The sequence below is a fragment of the Ruminococcus sp. NATIVEDY161 genome (genome assembly GCF_045819895.1).
In the GTDB taxonomy this organism is placed as follows: Bacteria; Bacillota; Clostridia; order Oscillospirales; family Acutalibacteraceae; genus Ruminococcoides.
In genome coordinates, this window is record NZ_CP162392.1 from 2,296,431 (window position 1) to 2,317,556 (window position 21,126).

Below are 21,126 nucleotides of genomic sequence, written 5' to 3' on the forward strand. Positions count from 1 at the left end.
ATTACTTGCTGATTTCCAAAACCTTTACGGTGAGCACTCCGCCGGGAGTTTCTACCTCGGCAACGTCGCCAACGCTTTTGCCCATAAGAGCCGCGCCGATGGGTGACTCGTCCGAAATTTTGCCCTGACCGGGGTCAGCCTCGTTAGAGCCCGAGCCTACGATTGTGTACTCAGCCTGCATGCCTCTCTCGAGCATTTCAATCTTAACCTTAGATGTGAGGTGAACGTTCTCGGTTGAGGTCTCGCTCTCGTCGATGATAACGGCGGTTTTAAGGATAGACTCGATTGTGGTGATTCTCGCCTCCAAAATCGCCTGCTCATTTTTAGCGTCGTCATACTCGCTGTTCTCGCTGAGGTCGCCGAACGAACGCGCAACTTTGATTTTCTCGGCAATTTCTTTACGTTTAACGTTAATAAGCTCCGAAAGCTCGTCCTCAAGCTTTTTATGGCTCTCAATAGTAAGCATAGTAGGTTTTTGTGCCATGGTAAATTCCTCCTGATTTTTCTTGTAATTGATTATTGTGCATACTTAATTATTATAGGCTTTTTTAGCGCTGATGTCAAGGATTTTGGCACAGTGTTTTAGAGTTTAGAGTTTAATATATTTATCGGAAACGTTTGCCCACATTTAAAGCCTCCACCGTCAAAACGGGAAATTCCCCTATCAGGGGAAATGTCACGAAGTGACAAAAGGGTTGCCGTTGTGCTAAGAACGCCCCTACGATTATAAACATACATTTCCGCTAAATTTTCTTATTCCTTATTCCTTATTACATATTACTTAAATATTCTCCGCAAGTGAGCCTACCGTTTGACCGCCCGTTTCTCCGTAACAGCTCAGCGGCACAAGGCTTCCGAGCTGATAAAAGCCGCAGAGCGTGTACAGCGCCGAGCCGAAGTATTCCGCGCTCAGTCCGTCGGGCTTCAGCTTTTCAAATACCTCGGGCAGGGTTACGGCGTAGCTGTGATAAATCTCCCCGAACAGCCGAACATAAGGCTTGCCTGCGGTCAGCAGGACAGCATTTTTCTTTATTGGAATATAAGCGCAGATTTTTGTCGGGGCGATGACAAAATCGCAGTTCAAAAGCTCGCTTGTCCTGCGCGTGATTACAGCCGAAGCGCCGAGCTCGGAAAGCGCCATCCTGCGAATTCTGTCGTAGGGGAGAAGGTCGAAGGTCACGGTAACGGGATTTCGGCAGAGCTTAAGCGCCTCAAACAAAAGGTCGGGCGAGTGCGCCTCGGGGTCGAAAATCCCGAGCTTTAAGTCAAGCGGATTTTTAATTTTCCTCAGCACGCCGAGCGCCATATTCACGCAAAGCCGTTCTGAAAAATTGTTCGAGCAAAACCGCGTCAAGCCCTCGGGCATGGCGACGTTTTCATCCGCGAGAATAAGCTTCTCTCCGCCGAGAGCGCGTAACAGCTTTCCGGGCTTGATTTTACCGCTCCTGCTGTAGTATGTAAGCTGATTTACCGCGATACCGCCGCCGCGGACAACAGCCGATTTTACTTTATCTCCGCGGATACTGTTGAAGATTTTGATAAATTTATTTTTATTGTCAAACGGAATGACGTTTAGTGAAGTGAGCAAAAAATCCCTCCCGTAATAGATATGACGGGAGGGATTATAATTATGAAATTAAGCTTTGGCAAATTGACTGTTATACAGCTCGGCGTAAAAACCGCCCTTTTCGAGCAGCTCGTCGTGCCTGCCCTGCTCGACGATATTGCCGTCGCGCATAACCAAAATAACGTCGCTGTCCTTGATTGTGGACAGGCGGTGGGCGACAACAAAGCTCGTCTTGCCCTTCATCATCTCGGCAAACGCCTTTTGAACGCGGATTTCGGTCAGGGTGTCAATCGAGCTCGTCGCCTCGTCCAAAATCAGCACGCTCGGGTTAGTCAGCATTGCCCTCGCAATACACAAAAGCTGGCGCTGACCTACGCTGAGGTTGCTGCCTTCTTCACCGATAACAGTGTTGTAGCCCTGCGGCATACGGCGGATAAAGCTGTGTGCGTGGGCGGATTTTGCCGCGGAAATTACCTGTTCGTCGGTCGCGTTTTCCGCACCGTAACGCAGGTTTTCCATAATCGTGCCGCTGAACAGCTTGCTGTCCTGCAAAACCATACCGAAGCAGCTTCTTAGCTCGTCGCGCTTCATCAGTGAGATATCCTCGCCGTCGAGGAAAATCCTGCCGCTGTTCACATCGTAAAACCGCATAAGCAGGTTGATAAGCGTGGTTTTTCCGCAACCCGTCGGGCCGACAACCGCCACGTGACTGCCGCTTTTTACATCGAGTGAAAAGTTTTTGATAAGCGGCTTGTCGGGGGTGTATGAAAAGCTTATATCGTCAAATTTAACGTTGCCCCTGCACGGCTCGGGAGCGGAATTTGCCCTGCTGTCGTCGGGCTCGCTTTGCGCGTCGAGCACCTCAAAAACTCTGTCCGAGGCGGCAAAGGCGGTTTGCAGCTGAGTGAGCACGCCCGTGACCTCGTTAAACGGCTTGGTATACTGGTTGGCGTAGGTCAGAAAAGCCGAAAGCTGACCGACCGTCAGTCCGCCCGAGATTGCCGAAACCGCGCCGAAAATTCCGACCGCGGCGTAAACCATAGCGTTTACAAACCTCGTCGTCGGGTTGGCAAGAGCGCCTGCAAACTGCGCCTTAAAGCCCGACACAAAGAGCTTTTTGTTGAGCCTGTCAAAGCCCTCGCAGGCTTCATCCTCGTACGAAAAAGCCTTTACAAGCTGCTGATTGCCGACGTGCTCGTTGACGTAGGCGGAAATCTCGCCGTTTAGCAGCTGCTGTTCGGTAAAGCGGCGGTGCATAAGCCTGCCGATAAACGTCGCCGCGAACAGCGATAGCGGAGTTAAAACCACAACCGCAAGGGCAATCCAAGCGTCAATGCTCACCATGAAAATCAGCGTTCCGATGATGGTCACAACGCCCGAAAAGAGCTGTAAAAATATCTGAGTAAGTCCGTCGCCCACAGCGTCGATGTCGTTTATAACACGGCTGATAAGGTCGCCGTGAGGGTTCGAGTCGATGTAGGAGAGGGGCACGGAGTTGATTTTTCTGAAAATATCGCGCCGCAAATCCCTGACAGCGCGGAAACTGATTGTGTTAATCAGCTGAGTCATCAGCCATTGGAACACGCTCACGCCGAGCAGCGAAGCGCCGATAAGCGCAATCGTTTTTGCGACTTCGGCAAAGTTTACGTTGCCCTCTGCGATGATGTTATCAATCGCGCTGCCGACAAGTACGGGTATCAAAAGCGTGAGCGATACACTGATGACCGCGAATAAAAGCGATAGCAAAAGTAAGCCGTAGTATGGTCGCATACGGCGGATAACTCTCATAAAAGAGGAAGCGTTTTTCATCATTTTTGCGCCTCCTTTTCGTGCTGCTGAGATAGGTAAATCTCGCGGTAGGTGCGGCAGCTTTCGAACAATTCGTCGTGAGTTCCCGCGCCTGCCAGTTCGCCGTCGCTGAGCACCAAAATTAAATCGGCGTTTTTAATTGTAGAGCACCGCTGGGTGACAATCAACACTGTAGAATCGCCCTTGCTCTGTGCAAGAGCCTGCCGCAGAGCTGCGTCGGTCGCAAAGTCGAGAGCCGAAAAGCTGTCGTCCAAAATCAAAAGCTTCGGCTTGCCGACAATCGCCCTCGCAATGCAAAGCCTTTGGCGCTGACCGCCGCTGAAATTCCTGCCGCCCTGCTCAACCCTGCTGTCAAGTCCCTGTGGGGTCTTAGAGACAAAATCATACGCCTGAGCGGTTTTAAGCGCTTCCCAAAGCTCATTATCGTCAGCGCCCTGAGAGCGCCACTTTAGGTTGTCGCGGATAGTTCCGCTGAACAGCACACTCTTTTGCGGAACAATGCCGATTTGCTCCCTGAGCTGTTCAAACGGATACTCGCGCACGTCAACGCCGTCAAGTTCGACCGCGCCGCTTTTAACGTCGTAAAACCTCGGAATAAGGCTGATAAGCGTACTTTTGCCGCAGCCTGTCGTGCCGATAATTCCCACGGTTTGACCGCGTTTAATCTTAAAGCTTATGTCCGTCAGCTCGTCGTCGCCGCCGGGATAGCTGAAGCTTACATTTTTGAATTCTATTTTGGGGCTATTTTCTTTTACAGAAATATAATCCTTTGTCTTTTCCTTAACCGAGGGCTCGGTTTCGAGCACCTCATTAATCCTCGCCGCCGAAGCGCTGCCCTGAGTCATCAGCAAAACAAGGTTCGCGACAACAATCATTGCGAGCAAAATCTGCGTCATATAGCTGACGAGCGCCACGATATCGCCGGTGCTCATCTCACCGACATTTACGTTGACCGCGCCGAACCAGATAATCAGGATAATCGCGATATTAGTGACGGCGTAGGTGACGGGGTTGAGCAGCGCGGAAATCCTGCTCACCCTGATTGAAGCCTTCGCCAAATCCTCGGTGGCAATGTCTACGCGCTCACACTCGCTTTTCTGCCGCGAGAACGCCCTGATAACCCTGTTGCCCGATAAATTCTCGCGCGTGAGCAGACCGATACCGTCGAGCTTTTTCTGAATTGCGCCGAACATCGGTATGGTCTTTGTCATCACAAGGTACAGCGTAAGACCAATCAGCACAGCCGCGCCGAAGAAGATAAGCGAAAGCTTTAGATTAATAGTCATCGCCATAACGAGCGAGCCGATAATAATAAACGGCGCGCGCGTGAGCAGTCGGATAATCATTGCGATATTTTGTTGAACGCGGTTTGTGTCGTTCGTAATTCTCGTGATAAGCGAGGGGGTTGTCAGCCTGTCAATTTCCGAGTGGGAGAGCGAGTTGATGTGCTCAAACAGCGCGCGGCGGATTTTTGTGCCTGCGCCCTGGGACGCCTTGCTCGCAAAATACTGGCAGAACAAAGCGCTTGTCAGTCCCGTTGCGGCGAGCCCGACAAGTACAAATCCCATCCTTATCACATAGCCCTTGTCGTGCAGCTGATTTATCCCGACGTCAATAATGTTCGCCATAACCAGCGGAACAAACAGCTCGAGTATAGCCTCGAACAGCTTGCACAACGGACCGATAATACATTCTTTTTTATAGTCAGCCAAAAATCTTCTGAGCTTAAACATTTTTTCATTCCTAAACAATTTTACTACGGTTATTATACATCAAAAAAAGAAATTTTTAAATTATTTTTTAAAAATTGCATAAAACACTGCAATTTTTCCCGATTTGGAAGCATAAGTGAAAGGCCTTTTAAATTTATGTAACCAAGGAGATAAAATGAATACAAAAAATATTGGCTTTGTAATTGAGCCGCGAGAAATAATGAATAACGAATGGTACACCGAGCCGAACACAATGCACCTTTACCGCCATTGCCGCCTGAGGGCAAATTACTCCGATACAAAGTGGAGAGGCATTGAGCTTAAAAGAGGTCAGTTTGTGACGAGCATTAATACTCTTTCCGAGGAAACAGGGTTAAGCGTTCGCCAGGTCAGAACCGCGATTGACAAGCTTGTCGAGACAGGCTATCTGTCGAATAAATCAAGCAGCAAAAACCGCATAATAACGGTATTGAACTATGACAGTGAACAGCAAAATGACAAGCTGATTGACAAGCAAATCGACAAGCAGACTGACAATCCCACGGCAAACGAACAGCAATCTGACGACAGGCAGTTGACAACAGATAACAATAAAAACAAAGAAAACAAAAATAACAAGTATAATTATAATCGTCGCGAATCGAAATCGAGAAGAAATTGCAGCTATGATTTGAAAGATGTTATGAAGTTTGATACCTTGGACTTTATGGACGAAGAAGGCTGGGAGGAAAAGGCATTCGGAATAAAAAGGTGAAATGTCGCGTAGCGACAAAAGGTGATTCCCCTCGTAGGGGAAATGGGCGAAGCCCAAAAGGGTTGCCGACGTGCTAAGGTTGCCGTTTTCGCCAGAAAAAGGTGTCATTTCGCTTTGCGAAATGACGGAGGGGGCAGACGTTTCCGATAATGCCAACCTTTCCGTTACATTCGTAGGGGCGGACCCGTGTGTCCGCCCGGGAAACGTGAACCGTGTTAATCACACAATCCGTTTTATTCGCGATAAACGAACGTAAAATTCAACACACAAAAGCACATTAAAAATTAAATGATTTGTTCCTGTCCTGCGGGCGTCCGTAGCCGGACGGCAACCCTTTTGTCGCTACGCGACATTTCCCCTGACAGGGGAATTTCACACGGGTCCGCCCCTACGGTGTAAATTATATGTATGCATTTTGGTTTATAACGCTGATATGCCAATGATTGCCATTTGTGGTGACTTTTACGGTGGCTTTTTAAAAGCAAACTCACCGCAAGTCACCTGAATTCCGTTGACAGCAAAACAGGGCGGACAAACCGTCCGCCCTAAAGCTTAACTTAACTTAAATTATAATCGACTTTCCGCTCATTTCCTCGGGTTGGTCGAGGTTCATAATCTTGAGCATTGTCGGCGCGATATCAGCCAAAACACCGCCCTCGCGGAGCTTGCAGTCGTAACCGATTACGCAGAAGGGAACGGGGTTGGTGGTGTGAGCCGTGAAAGGCTCGCCGTCCTCGTCAATCATCTTGTCGGCGTTGCCGTGGTCAGCGGTGATTATAGCCGCGCCGCCCTGAGCGAGCACAGCGTCAATAACCTTGCCTACGCAGGTATCGACCGCTTCAACAGCCTTAACAGCTGCCTCGAATACACCTGTATGACCTACCATATCGCAGTTTGCGAAGTTGAGCACTATCATATCGTACTTGCCGCTCTCAATCGCGGGAATGAGCTTGTCGGTAACCTCATAAGCGCTCATCTCGGGCTGCAAATCGTATGTAGCGACTGAGGGAGATTTAACGAGAATTCTGTCCTCGCCGTCGTACTGCTTCTCAACGCCGCCGTTGAAGAAGAAGGTTACGTGAGCGTACTTCTCGGTTTCGGCAATTCTGAGCTGCTTCATACCGAGCGAGCTGATGTATTCGCCCATGGTGTTAACCAAGGTCTGCGGCTTAAACGCAACCTCAACATTCGGCATTGTAGCGTCGTACTGCGTCATACATACATAGTACAGGGGGAACATACCGTTTCTTCTCTCGAAGCCGTTAAAGTCGGGGTCAACAAGAGTTCTGGTGATTTCACGCGCTCTGTCGGGGCGGAAGTTGTAGAAAATAACGCTGTCGTCAGCCTCGAGCGCCTTGCCGCCCTTGATAACGGCAGGAATTACAAACTCGTCGGTAACGCCGTCCTCGTAGCTCTTTTTAACCGCGCAAACGGGGCACTCAGCCTCCACGCCCTCGCGGTAAACGATAGCGGCATACGCCTTTTCTACGCGCTCCCAGCGGTTGTCTCTGTCCATCGCGTAGTAACGTCCCATAACGGTAGCGATTTTGCCCACGCCGATTTCGTCGAGCTTGGCCATACATTCCTCGATGTAGCCAGCCGCCGATGAGGGCGGAACGTCACGTCCGTCGAGGAAAGCGTGAATATAAACGTCCTTAAGACCTTTCTTTTTGGCGAGTTCCAAGATGCCGTAGAGGTGAGTCATATGGCTGTGAACGCCGCCGGGGGAGAGCAAGCCCATAAGGTGGAGCGCCGTGCCCTTGTTCAGGGCGTTGTCAATAGCGGCAACGATAGCCTCGTTGTCCTTAAGCTTGTCCTCGTTTATTGTTTTGGTAATTCTTGTGAGCTCCTGATAAACGATTCTGCCTGCGCCGATGTTGGTGTGACCGACCTCGCTGTTACCCATCTGACCGTCGGGCAGACCAACGTCCATACCCGAAGCGCCGATCTGGGTGAGCGGATTCTCGGCAAAGAGCTTGTCGATATTCGGGGTGTTTGCGGCAAGAATGGCGTTAGCCTTTTCCTCGCCCTTTTTGCCCACGCCGAAGCCGTCAAGAATCATAAGTAGCATAGGTTTTTTCATTGGAATTTCCTTTCCGTTTTCAACACAAAGTATGGTGTTCTTGTAGGGGCGGACCTGTGTGTCCGCCCGAAAAATAAAACGCCGGTGCTGAACGGGCGGACACATAGGTCCGCCCCTACATTGTTATTAAAAGTTTTACTTAGAAGCCGCCTTAACGATAGCCGCGAATTTCTCGGCTACGAGCGAAGCGCCGCCGATAAGTCCGCCGTCAACGTTTGTCTTTGAGAGAAGCTCGTCGGCGTTGCCGTCGTTCATAGAACCGCCGTACTGAATTGTAACAGCGTCCGCGGCAGCCTGGTTGTAGAGCTTAGCAAGCTGAGCGCGGATAAATGCGCAAACTTCCTCAGCCTGGTCTGATGTAGCGGTTTTGCCTGTGCCGATAGCCCAAACAGGCTCGTAAGCGATAACAACGTTCTTGAGCTCGTCCTCGGTAACATCCCAAAGGTCAAGCTTGATCTGACGCGCGATAACTTCCTCAGTGATGTCGCACTCGCGCTCCCAAAGCAGCTCGCCTACGCAAACGATGGGCTTTAAGCCTGCAGCAAGAGCAGCCTTTGTTCTCTTGTTAACGGTCTCATCGGTCTCACCGAAGTACTGACGTCTCTCGGAGTGACCGAGAACTACGTACTCAACGCCGATTTCCTTGAGCATACCGGTTGAAATTTCGCCGGTGAAAGCGCCGCTCTCTGCCCAGTGGCAGTTCTCTGCGCCGATTTTAACGTTTGTGCCCTTTGCAGCCTCAACTGCAGCGGCAATGTCAACGTAAGGAACGCATGCGATAACCTCGCAGTCAGCGTCCTTTACAAGGGGAGTGATCTCGTTAAGAAGTGCTGTAGCCTCGGAAGGAGTTTTGTTCATCTTCCAGTTGCCGGCGATGATAGCTTTTCTTTTTGCTTTATCCATAATTATAATTCCTTTCTCGAATAATAATGTTGTTGGCATTATGCGTTGTTAATGATTATGTAAGGCGAACCTATGCGTCCGCCCGGTTTATATAACGTTTTGCTCATAAGGGCGGACACATGGGTCCGCCCCTACGATTGTGTAATTCAATACAATGTTATGACCCGCCGTTGCTTATTTGTCAGCGATAACCGCGATACCCGGGAGGGTTTTGCCCTCGAGGTATTCGAGAGAAGCGCCGCCGCCTGTTGAGATGTGGCTCATCTTGTCAGCGAAGCCGAGCTGAATAACAGCCGCAGCGGAGTCGCCGCCGCCGATGATTGTTGTAGCGTCGGTCTCTGCGAGAGCTTTTGCAACAGCGATTGTACCTGCAGCGAGTGTGGGGTTCTCAAATACGCCCATAGGTCCGTTCCAAACAACGGTCTTGGCGTTCTTAACAGCGTCAGCAAAGAGCTCCTGAGTCTTTGTGCCGATGTCGAGACCTTCCATATCGGCAGGGATAGAATCAACGTCAACAACCTCTACGTCGATAGGACCGTCGATGGGGTTCGGGAAATCAGCCGCGATAGTGGTGTCGATGGGGAGAAGAAGCTGTTTGCCGAGCTCCTCAGCCTTCTTAATCATATCCTTGCAGTAGTCGAGCTTTGTATCGTCTACGAGCGACTTACCAACCTCTTTGCCCTGAGCCTTGAGGAAGGTGTAAGCCATACCGCCGCCGATGATAAGTGTGTCGCACTTCTCGAGGAGGTTGGAGATAACGTTGAGCTTGTCGGCAACCTTTGCGCCGCCGAGGATAGCAACGAAGGGACGAACGGGAGTTTCAACAGCGTTGCCGAGGTAGTTGATTTCCTTCTGCATAAGGTAACCAACGGCTGTATCCTTGATGTGGTCTGTAACGCCCGCAGTTGAGCAGTGAGCGCGGTGAGCGGAACCGAAAGCGTCCATTACGAATACTTCCGCGAGAGAAGCGAGCTCTGTTGAGAAGGGCTCAAGGTTCTTGGTCTCTTCTTTTCTGAAACGGGTGTTCTGAAGAAGTACAACGTCGCCGTCGTTCATCTCGGCAACTGCCTTCTTAGCGTTTTCGCCTACAACCTCGTCGTCGTTAGCAAATACAACGTCCTGACCGAGAAGCTCGGAAAGACGAACTGCTACGGGAGCAAGGCTGAACTTCTCCTCAGGGCCGTTCTTGGGCTTGCCGAGGTGAGAGCAGAGGATAACCTTACCGCCGTCAGCGATAAGCTTTTTAATTGTGGGTAAAGCTGCCTGAATTCTGTTGTCGTTGGTGATAACGCCGTCCTTGAGCGGTACGTTAAAGTCAACGCGAACGAGAACCTTTTTGCCTTTTACGTTGATGTCATCAACTGAAACTTTGTTTAGCTGCATAATAAATACATCCTTTCGTTTATAAAAATTGAATTTTTTACATTCATATATATTATACAACGATTTGGTATTTTTTACAATAGAGTTTGATAAAAAATATATAGAATAAGTTAAGATTTCGCTTTGCAAACGTTTGATTAATATTGTAGGGGCGACCTTAGCACGTCGGCAACCCTTTTGTCGCTCCGCGACATTTCCCCTAACAGGGGAATCACATTGGTCGCCCGTATATGCCGAGTGTTCCTATCACATCGATTTTTGATAGGAAAAATATGTTTCCTATCAGCGGGGCTGTCGCACTAAGCCCTAAATAAAAACAAGACCGGGTAGCCCGAAAGGGTTGCCCGGTTAGTGCTTTCAATGTATAATTAATTGCAACAAAATCCACATAGAAAGCGGGTTAATTATACTATGAAAGTGTTAAGAAATCAACTGTTTTTACCATTAAATTTTGAAGTATTAATCGACGAGAACGATCCTGTAAGGAAACTTACAGAAATATGCGATACATTGGACTATACAAAACTCTATGATGTATACCTTCGTCATTGGCGCTCGATTGATCCGGCAATAATGTTTGAGATACTTGTATTTGCAAATATGAATTGCATCTATTCCAGCCGTGATATAGAACAAGCCTGTAAGACTGACATCCGTTTTATGTGGTTACTTCAAGGTGAGCCTGCTCCCGACCATTCAACCTTCGCTCGCTTTCAAAACGAAAAGCTCGTGGGAGTCATTGAAGATTTATTTTATCAACTAATTCTAAAACTTCATGAGCTTGGCGAGATAGAGTTTAATAATATCTTCATAGACGGAACCAAGATAGAAGCAAACGCCAACCGTTATACATTCGTATGGGCAAAAACCGTAGAAAAGAATTTGCAGAAGCTCAACGCAAAGATTAATAACGAACTGCCTGATTTATGTCAAAAATACGGATTGTCGGAATCCGCTACACTGGCAGATGTAATTGAGTTTCTTCTCAAAGCAAGAGATTTTCTCGGTATTAAGTTTGTATACGGAAGAGGCAAGCGCAAAACGGATATCCAGAGGGATTATGACCGCATATATGAATATCTTGAAAGAATAGATCGATATCACGAAAGTCAAACGATACTCGGCACACGAAAGAGCTATTCTAAAACAGACTTAGACGCAACGTTTATGCGAATGAAAGAGGATCATATGAGGAATGGTCAGCTTAAACCCGCGTACAATGTACAAATCGGCGTTGAGAGCGAGTACATTGTTGGGGTAGGATTGTTTTCTAATCCGACCGATACAACAACCCTTATTCCTTTTCTTGAACGTCTGCAAAAGAATATCGGCAGAAAATACTTAAACATCATTGCTGACGCGGGATACGCGAGCGAGGAGAATTACACATATCTTGAAGAAAACGACCAGAACGCGTACATCAAGCCCGCGGATTATGAAATTAAAAAGACAAGAAAATACAAGAGTAATATTTACCGTGTAGAAAATCTCAGCTATGACGAAATCGGAGATTATTTCACTTGTCCAAACGGCAAGAGATTAAATCACGCTTATGACAGCAAGAGCAAAACAAAGAATGATTATGAAATCATAAAAAGTTACTACATATGCGAAAGCTGTGAAGGATGCCCTCATAGAGATAAATGTTACAAAGGCAAATACGAAAATCGTAAGGTTTCTTTTTCTAAAACTATGGCAAGACAAAAAGCTGAAGCTACCGAACGAATTACTGCCGATGAAGGAAATATTCTTCGACAGAACCGCTCAATTCAAGTTGAGGGAGCCTTCGGCGTTTTGAAGCAGGACAGAGATTTCAGACGCTTCTTAACACGCGGAAAAACAAAGACGGAAACGCAATTTTTGCTGCTTGCTTTCGCTTTCAACATCAAGAAGTTATGGAACCGCACAATTGACGGACGTTTAGGTCTGTCGTTATTCAATCAACAAGCCGCGTAAACTTAAAAGTTTTCCACAAAAAATCAAAGAGAGGATGGAGTTTTCCCCACCCTCTGATTAGTGTCGTTTTCTTGCTGTTGAAATGTGATGATATTTTACATGTCTTTACCTGTTACTTATACTGAGAGGCTGCCGCTTCATTTTGCGACAGCCCCCTACAATTTTCCATTTTCCATTTTTCATTATCAATTTTCCACGTCCGCCCAGCGGTGGCGGTGAAGCTCGCCTTTGTTCAAAAGCTCGGGGTAGTCCCACTGCCTGAGAACCTCATAGACCGCGATTGCGGCGGAATTTGAGAGGTTAAGGCTGCGCGCCTCGTCCATCATCGGAATTCTGAGCGTTTCGTTGGGGTGCTTCATCAAAAGGTGCTCGGGAAGTCCGCGCGTCTCCTTGCCGAAAACAAGGTATGAGTTGTCGGGGTAGCTTACGTCCGAGTGGCGGTGAGTTCCCTTGGTCGAAAAGAAAAAGTAACTGCCGCCCTTTGTCTTTTCAAAAAAGTCGTCGAGGTTGTCGTAATAGGTGATGTCGAGCAAATGCCAGTAGTCAAGCCCTGCGCGCTTTAGCTTTTTGTCGTCGGGTTCAAAGCCCATCGGGCGCACAAGGTGGAGCGCCGCGCCTGTTGCCGCGCAGGTTCGGGCGATGTTTCCTGTGTTTTGCGGAATTTCGGGTTCAACGAGTACAATGTTTAATTTTGCCAAAATTTGTCATTCCTTTAATGTAAAAATCTTAATCGTTTATTCTATTTTAGTTTACAAACAATATTATTGCAAGTGTTTTTGCAAAAAGGAAGGTGATAATATGAACAAGAATGTGATGAACATCGTCAAAGGCGCCGCTGTGGGAATGGCGGCAGGAATGGCGGTGGGATATATCGGCAAAAAAGCTGCCGACGACAATCCCAAGCTAAGAAAAAAAGCAAACCGCGCGTACAAGACCTTTGAAAATATCGTCGATACCGCGCAGTATATGTTTAAGTAATTGAAAATGGAAAATTAAAGGGAGCTGCGCTCCGAATTTATAATGTTTCGGAGCGTATGGAAAAGCGTTTAAAGCCTCCCCCAACGCGTTAGCTTTGGGGGAGGTGGCACGGCATTTATGCCGTGACGGAGGGGGCAGACAGTAGTAATGAATAATGAATGATGAATAATGAATAATGAATAATGAATAATTGTAGGGGCGTTCTTAGCACAACGGCAACCCTTTTGTCACTTCGTGACATTTCCCCTGATAGGGGAATCACCCGCGTGTCCGCCCGGGGAACGTGAACCGTGTTAATCACACAATCCGTTTTATTCGCGATAAACGGACGTATAATTCAGCACACAAATAAACATATTTATTAAATGATTTGTTCCTGTCCTGCGGGCGTCCGTAGCCGGACGGCAACCCTTTTGTCGCTACGCGACATTTCCCCTGACAGGGGAATTTCACACGGGTCCGCCCCTACGGTGTAAATTAGAAGTTATTGTCGTATTTTATAACATAACGAAATAGGCAAAGCCGCCCCCTCAGTCGCTAACGCGACAGCTCCCCCGTAGCTTACGCGACGGGGGAGCCTTTAAATGTTATATTTTATTAAGATACATAATTCAGCGGATCCTGATATTCTCCGTTGAGTCTGATTTCAAAGTGGAGGTGAGGACCGGTTGAGTTGCCGGTTGAACCTACATAAGCAATTGTCTCGCCCTGACCTACATACTGGCCTGTCTCGCACGCGAGCTCGCTTGCGTGGCCGTAAACGGTCATATAACCGTTGCCGTGGTCAATCATAACGTAGTTGCCGTAGCCGCCGCCGTCGTTGCCTGCGAAGGTTACAACACCGCCGTCGGAGGCGATAATCGGCTGGCCGTAGTCGTCGCCGCCTGCGATGTCAATGCCGTTGTGCATTCTGCCCCAGCGCCATTCCATAAGGCTTGTGATGTTGTGGGTGTGGGGAAGAGGCCAAATAAAGCTTCCGGTTGTGCCGCCTGTTGAGCCGTATTCGCGCTCACCCTGCTTTGAACCGATTGTTACTTCCTCGGCAACAGCTTCCTTTGTAACCTTTGTGTCGGTAACTACCGAGTCAACAAGGTTGCCGTCTACGTAGTTAAGTCTGAGGTTAACGGTTACCTTGCCGTTTTCGCCCTTCTTGGTAACTTCCTCGTAGCTGTTGTCCTTTGTCTCGTCATATGTTACGTTTGTCTCGTACTCCATATCTACGTCGTATGACCAGTCGGTGTACAGAGAAACCGATAACTTATCCTTTGCCTTTGCAAAAACAGCCTCGGCTGTCTCAACCTGTGAGGGAGCGGCGTTAATCATATTAACCTGAACGTCGTTTGCAAATTCTGTAGTGGTTGTGTCGTCGTACTTTGCACGCGCTTCTACAAGGTAGTTGTCGAGCATTCCCTGAAGCTCGTCTGCCTGGTCGGTAATTCCGATAACCTGACCGTCAACAGTCAGCGCCGAATAACCGAGGTCGATGAAGATTTCGGGATTTTCAATCTCATCAGACTTAATCTCGTTGAAGTTGTGCTTGGTAATCTCAACAGCAGGAGCCTGAGCGACAAGCTGTGTCTGCTGTTCTGCCTTAACCTCTGTCTCGGCAGGAGCCGAGTCAAGCGCGCTTGCTACGGTTGCGCAGCAGAGAATAGCCGCTGTAACGCATGCCATTGCTGTGAGGATTGCCTTTTTCTTAATAATAATACGCTCGGGAGCACTGTGCGCGTGGCGCTTCTTGCTCTTGCGTGCTTCAATGTCGTGTGAAATTTCCGCTGAAAGTCTTTTCGCAAAGCGGATAGTCTTTTTAACTGTACCTATCTTTTTCGAATTCTTTTTCTGAATTTTCTTGCCCGAAACGTTTTCAATTTCATTAAAACCGTCACGGCCGATGAATTTAGTTTCCAACTTTAATTCTCCTATCTTATTAACTGTTACAGAATTGTAACAAACCTTACATACTAATTATAACAAAAAAGAAATCATTTTCAATAGAAGAATTAAAAATCGTGGGATGTTCGGCATAACGCTGAAATATCCCACGATAATTTGTCTATAATATCCAAATATTCTTATATCTAATTATACTAAAAGTAATAATCAAAATTGGAACTAAACGGATTGTAATTGCTATTATTCGTTATTAACATCAAAAGAGCAGTTATTTTTCTTTAGTAGAAGAAATTGTACTGCGCAACGTTTGTGAAGCAGATATTGAGGTCAACCTCGGTGTCAATTCCGTCAACCTTGCCCTTGTCGCTGTACTGCCACATCGAGAACTGATAGTAGAAGCTCGGCACCTCGGCGTACTCGCAGTACCAGATGTCGATGTCCTTAAGGCGCGCGAGGTCGTATTTGAAGTAAAGCTCCTTGCTCGGAGAGTAAATCATCGGGGTGAAGCCCTGATTTTTAATCTCGTCGCAGAACGCCTTCGCGCATTCGGTAGCCTGCGCGGAGCTCACGCCGTCGGTACGCGCGTTGTCGTCCTTGATAATTTCCCAGTCGTAGGCGAGGGGAAAGTCGAGCTTTAAGCCGTTTAAGGTGCTGACAGCGTACTTTGCTTCCTCAACCGCTTCGTCATTGGTCGTAGCCTGAGAGAAGAAGTATCCGCCGACCTTGATTCCCTGCTGTTTTGCGCCGTTGATGTATTCAAGCGCCTTTTCGTCGCTGTAGAGCGAGCCCTCATCGCCGTAGCCGCGTCCGCCGAGACGAACCATTACAAAGTCAATTCCTGCTTCCTTGACCTTTTTCCAGTCGATATTTCCGCAGTTGTACGACACGTCAATGCCTGCCATTGAGGCTTTACTGCCGTTTTCGGTGTAGACCTTCAGGCCGTTTTCGGTGGAAAATCCGATGTTGTCGAGCTTATTGCGCTCTACGCCTTCGAGCTCGGTAATCCAGATATCACCGAGGACATTGTCCTGAATATGTACCTTGCCGCCGGTTGCCTGAACAGGCGCGTCGGTCGCGGTCTGTGAGCTTTGGCTACCCTCAGAGCCTGAATTTGCACTTGCTGAGCCGTTGTTTGAGTTATTCTGGTTGTTTTTTGAGCCGCAGCCTGTTAATACTGCACCGAATAATACCGCCAAAACGAGTGACAGACAAATTATTCTTTTCATTTTATTACACTTCCTTTGCTTTATTTATAAAGGTTATAAAATCGAAAATATGCTATCATTTTCCGATTTTTTTCAATAATACCACAAAATAATCCCTCTGTAAACAAATAAAGTTAAAATAACTATTGAAAAATTTCCGTTTTTTAAGTATAATATTATAAATAGGTTTAAAGGCAGGTGATTGAGTGAAGGGTGCAACGGTCAGAGGATACCGCAAAAAATCCAAAGCCGAACTGCTAAAGGCGATTGACGGCTGCACGTCGCTCAGTCAGCTTTTTGCGCTAATTCAGCTCGAAGGCATTGTAATTCAGATGCACAGCCAGTCGGGCGCTTCTAATCTCACTCCCAAAACCCTCGGCCCGGGAGAGATTATCAGCAAAAAGGACACGCCGCTTGAAAGGCTTAAGGCCGAGGTCAGAAAAGCTGTCGCAGAAGGTAAATAACAGGTTATTATTGTTTGGTGTTATTAACGACAGTTTTTTCGCATATAAATCTGTATAATTTGATTGCCCGCAACATTAGGTTTCGGGACATCAACAATAAAGGAGCGTTTATGAAAATGAGGAAATCCAAAAAACTGCTTGCGCTTTTGCTCTCCGCTGTTATGGCGGTTTCGGCGGCAAGTGTGGTAGGCGTTTCGGCTGCACAGACAGACGAACAGACCGCCGCCGCTTCCGATAATGCAGATACCGCAGGCGCAGAGGAAGAAGGAGTAACACTCGCTGACAACGAGGGAGAGGACTTTAACGGCGCAAAGGACGAGGCAGAGGCTATTGCCGCTGTTGACGACGCGCACAGCGCTGCCGCTGAGCCCGATGAGGAGATTGTCGCTGCTACCGAAGCTCCGACAGAGCCCCAAATTCCCGTACCCGGCAACGTTGTTAACCTTCAAAAGACCAGCTATGCTACAAACAGCATTTCACTCACTTGGAACAAGGTTGCAAACGCCGTAGGCTATATCGTATACTATTATAATGCCGACGGTGAAGAAGGCGGCTGGCACAAGGCAGGTACTACTAAGAACACCGCCTTTACACTTAACCGCCTGAGAAACACAACTCAGTACCACTTTATGGTATCCGCGTACCTCACCTACAACGGCAAGAACTACGAGGGTAACCGTACACTCAAAAAGACCGCTACTCAGCCCGGCGCGGTCGGTATGCTGCTTAGAGTCCGTTCATCACAGATTATCGAGCTTAGATGGAATGCCAACACCAAGGCTACGGGCTACAAGATTTTCCGTTCGTCGCCCGAATCCGGCAACAAAGAGGTTCTCTACAAGACAATTGTCGGCAAGCAGAACCGCAGCTTTGTTGATACAAACGTTAAGGTCGGCAACATCTACGTTTATAATGTAAAGGCGTACAGAGAGTGCAACGGCTGCGGCTATTCTTCACCCTCCAACAGACTTAAGTGTCTGTCGGGCTTAGGCGCTCCGGCGTTCAATATCTCGACAAGCCGCTCAAAGGTTGACCTTGTTTGGAACTACAACAAGTTCGCTACCCGTTATGATATTTACTGCTATGACAAGCCCGACTCGCTTTCCGGTACAAAGCTCGGCAGCACAACCTCAAACCGCTTTACTTCTCCCAGACTCCAGCCCGGCAGAAAGCTGTATTTCCGCGTATATCCGCTGTATGTTACAAAGCAGCACAGCATTACCGGTACGGCGGTTAACCGCACACTTACCGTAAACGGAAACATCTACGGCAAGGCTATGGGCGATACATATGTTGAGGTAAGCATTGACAAGCAGCATATGTGGTACTACAAAAACGGCAAGCTGATTGTCGAGACCGACGTTGTTACAGGTAACGCCGACGGCTGGCACAACACCCCGAAGGGTTACTTTAGTATGTATCAGCGCGCGAGAAACACAACCCTCAGCGGTCCGGGATACTCGTCGTTCGTTGAGTACTGGATGGCGTTCAGCGGAGGCTGCGGAATTCACGATGCAAGCTGGCGTTCACGCTTCGGCGGCTCAATCTATAAGGGCGACGGCTCTCACGGCTGTGTAAACACCCCGGTTGATAAGGTGAGAATTATCTACAACAACTCCGATTACGGAACTCCGGTTATTGTATATTAATTAAATAACAGTAAGAGCTGCTGACAAATTGTCGGCAGCTCTGTTTTATACAAATATAAATATTTTCTTTTTTGGAATTATATAACAATTAAACGATTATGTCAATATAATTCTCCATTTTCCATTTTCAGCTAACGCATGGGTGTTGTTACCCAAATCAAAGATTTGGACAACACCTCAAATTTTCAATTGGAAAGGTGCAGCTCACCCTGCACGTCCGTATAGTATTCTCCCTCGGGAATCAGGTCTTTAATAAGCACAATCTCAAACCCCTTATCGCGTATGCCTTTGATTATGTTCGGCAGCGCGGCTGGGGTATTTTTTGCGCCGTTGTGCATAAGTACTATCGAGCCGTCCTGCACCTTGTCGAGCACGGTTTTCGTCATCTGCTCGGGGGATGGATCCTTCCAGTCCAGACTGTCAACATCCCACTGAACGCAGTACATTCCGAGGCTTTTTACGCAGTTGACAAGGTTGTTGTCGTAGTCGCCGTAGGGCGGACGGAACAGCGTGGGAGACTGCCCTGTGAGCGCCTTAATCTTTTCATTACACGCCTGAACCTCGGCGTTTTCTCCCGAAATATCGAGCTGCGGCATATGCGGATGGGTGTCGCTGTGATTGCCGATGTCGTGACCGCGCTCGTGAATTTCCTTAACGTCGTCGGGGTATTTATCTACCCAGTCACCGACGAGGAAAAACGTCGCCTTTACGTCGTTTTCGTCGAGAATATTCAGCAGGTGTTCGGTCTGCTCATCGCCCCACGCGGCGTCAAATGAAATCGCGACCTGATTTTTGCCGCCCTCTACGCGGTAAACAGGAACAATCTTCGGCTCGGCGGTGGTCTGAACCGCCTTAACCGCCGAGCTTACCGCGACCGTCGCCGCCAGTGCGCCGATAATTAAGCAAAACGCGAGAGACAGCAAGCTCCGCTTTGTAAGAACAAAAAACTTCATAAAAAAATCCCCTTCCATAGAATTGTATGGAAAGGGAAGAATTTTTATTACAAGCATATTGACTATCAGCGAAAAATAGATTATAATGAGAGTGTAAAGAAACGGTATGGACTGTTTCGCAATACTAAAGGGTTAATTATGTAACCGCTCTGTTGTGCAAGAACAGGGCGGTTATCTCTTTATAGAAATCACTATGTAAAAAGTGAAAATAACTATTATAGCAATAACAGCTAAATATTCCATAAGCTTTAACACCCCATCTCTAAAGGGTGTCGAAACAGCCGCCACCGTTTCTTTACGTTGACAGTATATCATATAATTTGATAAAATGCAATATATTTCTGAAAACGAAAAAAGCTTCTCAATAAGAGAAGCTTTTTGTTAATTAAATCAGTTAAACTTCCAAGTTATTCCGTCCTTGGAGTCGATAACCGTCACGTTCATTTTCTTGAGCTTGTCGCGGATTGCGTCGGCGGTTGCCCAGTCCTTTGCGGCGCGCGCTTCGGTGCGCTGCTGAATGAGAGCTTCAATCTCAGCGGTTAAATCGCTGTCAGCCGCAGGCTCTTCATCCTCTTTTTCGGTAATGAGGTTTAGCGAGAGAACCTTGTCGAGCTCACCGATGACAAACAGCTTTGTCGCGCCGTTTGTATCAGCCTTAAGCACGTCATAAACCGCGGTAAGTCCGAGCGCGGTGTTGAGGTCGTTGTCGAGCGCTTCCTTGAACTTGCCGATAAGCTCGTCTGCCTTGGCGCTGTCAACCTCGCCGTCAGGGGAGATGTTCGCAATTCTCGTAACCAGCTTTTCATAAGCCTTAGCGGTGTTGTCAAGGCTGTCGTAGGTAAAGGTCAGCGGCTTGCGGTAGTGGCTCTGCAGGCAGAACATTCTGTAAACCAGCGGATTGTAGCCCTTGCTCTCGAGCAGAGAAACCGTCAAAAAGTCGCCCTTTGACTTGCTCATTTTGCCCCTCGCGTCGTTGAGGTGGAGCACGTGGAACCAGTATTTGCACCACTTGTGACCGATAAACGCCTCGCTCTGCGCGATTTCGTTGGTGTGGTGGGGGAAGGCGTTGTCAATTCCGCCGCAGTGAATGTCAAGATACTCGCCGTTGTGCTTGTAGCTGATTGACGAGCACTCAATGTGCCAGCCGGGATAGCCGTAGCCCCACGGACTTTCCCATTTAAGCTCCTGGTCGTCGAACTTCGACTTGGTAAACCAGAGCACAAAGTCGGTTTTATTGCGCTTGTTTGTATCTTCCTCAACGCTGTCGCGAACGCCTACAGCCAAGTCGTCCTCGTTCATATTGCCGAAAACGTAGTATTCGTCGAGCTTTGAGGTGTCAAAGTAAACGTTTCCGCCTGCAACATAGGCGTAGCCCTTGTCGAGCAGGGTGGAAACCATATTGATAAACTCGTCAATGCAGTTTGTGGCAGGCTCTACCACGTCGGGAGTTTTGATATTGAGCTTTGCGCAGTCCGAGAAGAATGCGTCGGTGTAGAACTTCGCGATTTCCAGCACGCTTTTGTGCTCGCGCTTTGCGCCTGCGAGCATTTTGTCCTCGCCGGTGTCGGCGTCGCTCGAAAGATGTCCGACGTCGGTGATGTTCATAACGCGCTTAACGTTGTAGCCCGAAAAACGGAGATACTTTTCAAGCACGTCCTCCATAATATACGTGCGCAGGTTGCCGATGTGCGCGTAGTGGTACACGGTCGGACCGCAGGTGTACATATTTACAATCTTATCTGAATAGGGTACAAATTCCTGCTTTGTCTGTCCCAAAGAGTTATATAACTGCATTTTGTTTACTCCTTAATTTTCAA

General features: G+C 48.0%; 17 protein-coding genes. 5 read left to right on the top strand and 12 right to left on the bottom strand.

Annotated features, from left to right (window positions below):
* Position 1: 1 nt before the first annotated feature.
* The 4 genes from greA to AB1I50_RS11005 all read right to left on the bottom strand — a co-directional run bounded on the left by greA (position 2) and on the right by AB1I50_RS11005 (position 5,109).
* On the bottom strand, positions 2–484 hold the full coding sequence (greA, locus tag AB1I50_RS10990) for a transcription elongation factor GreA (protein WP_407724041.1): 483 nt from the start codon (positions 482–484) through the stop codon (positions 2–4).
* 297 nt (positions 485–781) lie between these two features.
* Entirely contained in the window at positions 782–1,588 is an 807-nt protein-coding gene (locus AB1I50_RS10995) for a hypothetical protein (RefSeq protein ID WP_407724042.1), read from the bottom strand.
* Positions 1,589–1,636: 48 nt separating this feature from the next.
* Positions 1,637–3,376 carry an ABC transporter ATP-binding protein gene (locus AB1I50_RS11000; protein WP_407725344.1) on the bottom strand — a complete coding sequence of 580 codons (1,740 nt, stop codon included), beginning with the start codon at positions 3,374–3,376 and terminating at the stop codon, positions 1,637–1,639.
* Positions 3,376–5,109 carry an ABC transporter ATP-binding protein gene (locus AB1I50_RS11005; protein ID WP_407724043.1) on the bottom strand — a complete coding sequence of 578 codons (1,734 nt, stop codon included), beginning with the start codon at positions 5,107–5,109 and terminating at the stop codon, positions 3,376–3,378. The genes AB1I50_RS11000 and AB1I50_RS11005 overlap by 1 nt, the downstream gene beginning before the upstream one ends.
* Positions 5,110–5,263: 154 nt before the next feature.
* Between AB1I50_RS11005 and AB1I50_RS11010 the strand changes: the two genes are divergently transcribed.
* Positions 5,264–5,842: a helix-turn-helix domain-containing protein gene (locus AB1I50_RS11010; protein WP_407724044.1), complete on the top strand. Its 579-nt coding sequence runs from the start codon at positions 5,264–5,266 to the stop codon at positions 5,840–5,842.
* Between the two features lie 562 nt (positions 5,843–6,404).
* Here the strand turns inward: AB1I50_RS11010 and gpmI are convergent.
* The 3 genes from gpmI to AB1I50_RS11025 form a co-directional block, all read right to left on the bottom strand.
* Positions 6,405–7,925, bottom strand: a complete 1,521-nt coding sequence (gpmI, locus tag AB1I50_RS11015; protein WP_407724045.1) for a 2,3-bisphosphoglycerate-independent phosphoglycerate mutase — start codon at positions 7,923–7,925, stop codon at positions 6,405–6,407.
* A gap of 135 nt (positions 7,926–8,060) precedes the next feature.
* On the bottom strand, positions 8,061–8,828 hold the full coding sequence (gene tpiA, locus AB1I50_RS11020) for a triose-phosphate isomerase (protein ID WP_407724046.1): 768 nt from the start codon (positions 8,826–8,828) through the stop codon (positions 8,061–8,063).
* A 174-nt stretch (positions 8,829–9,002) separates the two neighbouring features.
* Positions 9,003–10,211, bottom strand: a complete 1,209-nt coding sequence (locus tag AB1I50_RS11025) for a phosphoglycerate kinase (protein WP_407724047.1) — start codon at positions 10,209–10,211, stop codon at positions 9,003–9,005.
* A 411-nt stretch (positions 10,212–10,622) separates the two neighbouring features.
* Here AB1I50_RS11025 and AB1I50_RS11030 point away from each other — a divergent pair, with 411 nt between their 5' ends.
* A complete protein-coding gene (locus AB1I50_RS11030) occupies positions 10,623–12,167 on the top strand; it encodes an IS1182 family transposase (protein WP_407724048.1) in 1,545 nt (514 codons plus the stop codon).
* Positions 12,168–12,352: 185 nt separating this feature from the next.
* On the opposite strand, the gene trmL is transcribed toward AB1I50_RS11030, so the two are convergent.
* Entirely contained in the window at positions 12,353–12,865 is a 513-nt protein-coding gene (gene trmL / locus AB1I50_RS11035; RefSeq protein WP_407724049.1) for a tRNA (uridine(34)/cytosine(34)/5-carboxymethylaminomethyluridine(34)-2'-O)-methyltransferase TrmL, read from the bottom strand.
* Between the two features lie 100 nt (positions 12,866–12,965).
* Between trmL and AB1I50_RS11040 the strand changes: the two genes are divergently transcribed.
* On the top strand, positions 12,966–13,145 hold the full coding sequence (locus AB1I50_RS11040) for a hypothetical protein (RefSeq protein ID WP_407724050.1): 180 nt from the start codon (positions 12,966–12,968) through the stop codon (positions 13,143–13,145).
* 597 nt (positions 13,146–13,742) lie between these two features.
* Here the strand turns inward: AB1I50_RS11040 and AB1I50_RS11045 are convergent.
* Positions 13,743–15,053: a peptidoglycan DD-metalloendopeptidase family protein gene (locus tag AB1I50_RS11045; RefSeq protein WP_407724051.1), complete on the bottom strand. Its 1,311-nt coding sequence runs from the start codon at positions 15,051–15,053 to the stop codon at positions 13,743–13,745.
* A 263-nt stretch (positions 15,054–15,316) separates the two neighbouring features.
* Positions 15,317–16,264, bottom strand: coding sequence for a glycoside hydrolase family 25 protein (locus AB1I50_RS11050; protein WP_407724052.1), 948 nt, complete (start codon positions 16,262–16,264; stop codon positions 15,317–15,319).
* Between the two features lie 185 nt (positions 16,265–16,449).
* Between AB1I50_RS11050 and AB1I50_RS11055 the strand changes: the two genes are divergently transcribed.
* Together AB1I50_RS11055 and AB1I50_RS11060 are read left to right on the top strand one after the other, a co-directional pair.
* The gene (locus AB1I50_RS11055; RefSeq protein WP_407724053.1) at positions 16,450–16,707 is read left to right on the top strand and encodes a hypothetical protein; all 258 of its coding nucleotides are present in this window, start codon (positions 16,450–16,452) and stop codon (positions 16,705–16,707) included.
* A gap of 110 nt (positions 16,708–16,817) precedes the next feature.
* Positions 16,818–18,356, top strand: coding sequence for a L,D-transpeptidase family protein (locus tag AB1I50_RS11060; protein ID WP_407724054.1), 1,539 nt, complete (start codon positions 16,818–16,820; stop codon positions 18,354–18,356).
* A gap of 185 nt (positions 18,357–18,541) precedes the next feature.
* Here AB1I50_RS11060 and AB1I50_RS11065 read toward each other — a convergent pair whose 3' ends face one another.
* Positions 18,542–19,309, bottom strand: a complete 768-nt coding sequence (locus AB1I50_RS11065; protein ID WP_407724055.1) for a polysaccharide deacetylase family protein — start codon at positions 19,307–19,309, stop codon at positions 18,542–18,544.
* A gap of 390 nt (positions 19,310–19,699) precedes the next feature.
* A complete protein-coding gene (gene cysS / locus AB1I50_RS11070) occupies positions 19,700–21,103 on the bottom strand; it encodes a cysteine--tRNA ligase (RefSeq protein WP_407724056.1) in 1,404 nt (467 codons plus the stop codon).
* Between the last annotated feature and the right edge of the window lie 23 nt (positions 21,104–21,126).

What these genes read in the sequence shown, in the direction of transcription:
- greA (WP_407724041.1), bottom strand. Translation starts at nt 484, where the DNA reads ATGGCACAAAAACCTACTATGCTTACTATTGAGAGCCATAAAAAGCTT.
- AB1I50_RS11000 (WP_407725344.1), bottom strand. Translation starts at nt 3,376, where the DNA reads ATGAAAAACGCTTCCTCTTTTATGAGAGTTATCCGCCGTATGCGACCA.
- AB1I50_RS11005 (WP_407724043.1), bottom strand. Translation starts at nt 5,109, where the DNA reads ATGTTTAAGCTCAGAAGATTTTTGGCTGACTATAAAAAAGAATGTATT.
- AB1I50_RS11010 (WP_407724044.1), top strand. Translation starts at nt 5,264, where the DNA reads ATGAATACAAAAAATATTGGCTTTGTAATTGAGCCGCGAGAAATAATG.
- gpmI (WP_407724045.1), bottom strand. Translation starts at nt 7,925, where the DNA reads ATGAAAAAACCTATGCTACTTATGATTCTTGACGGCTTCGGCGTGGGC.
- tpiA (WP_407724046.1), bottom strand. Translation starts at nt 8,828, where the DNA reads ATGGATAAAGCAAAAAGAAAAGCTATCATCGCCGGCAACTGGAAGATG.
- AB1I50_RS11025 (WP_407724047.1), bottom strand. Translation starts at nt 10,211, where the DNA reads ATGCAGCTAAACAAAGTTTCAGTTGATGACATCAACGTAAAAGGCAAA.
- AB1I50_RS11030 (WP_407724048.1), top strand. Translation starts at nt 10,623, where the DNA reads ATGAAAGTGTTAAGAAATCAACTGTTTTTACCATTAAATTTTGAAGTA.
- AB1I50_RS11040 (WP_407724050.1), top strand. Translation starts at nt 12,966, where the DNA reads ATGAACAAGAATGTGATGAACATCGTCAAAGGCGCCGCTGTGGGAATG.
- AB1I50_RS11050 (WP_407724052.1), bottom strand. Translation starts at nt 16,264, where the DNA reads ATGAAAAGAATAATTTGTCTGTCACTCGTTTTGGCGGTATTATTCGGT.
- AB1I50_RS11060 (WP_407724054.1), top strand. Translation starts at nt 16,818, where the DNA reads ATGAAAATGAGGAAATCCAAAAAACTGCTTGCGCTTTTGCTCTCCGCT.
- AB1I50_RS11065 (WP_407724055.1), bottom strand. Translation starts at nt 19,309, where the DNA reads ATGAAGTTTTTTGTTCTTACAAAGCGGAGCTTGCTGTCTCTCGCGTTT.
- cysS (WP_407724056.1), bottom strand. Translation starts at nt 21,103, where the DNA reads ATGCAGTTATATAACTCTTTGGGACAGACAAAGCAGGAATTTGTACCC.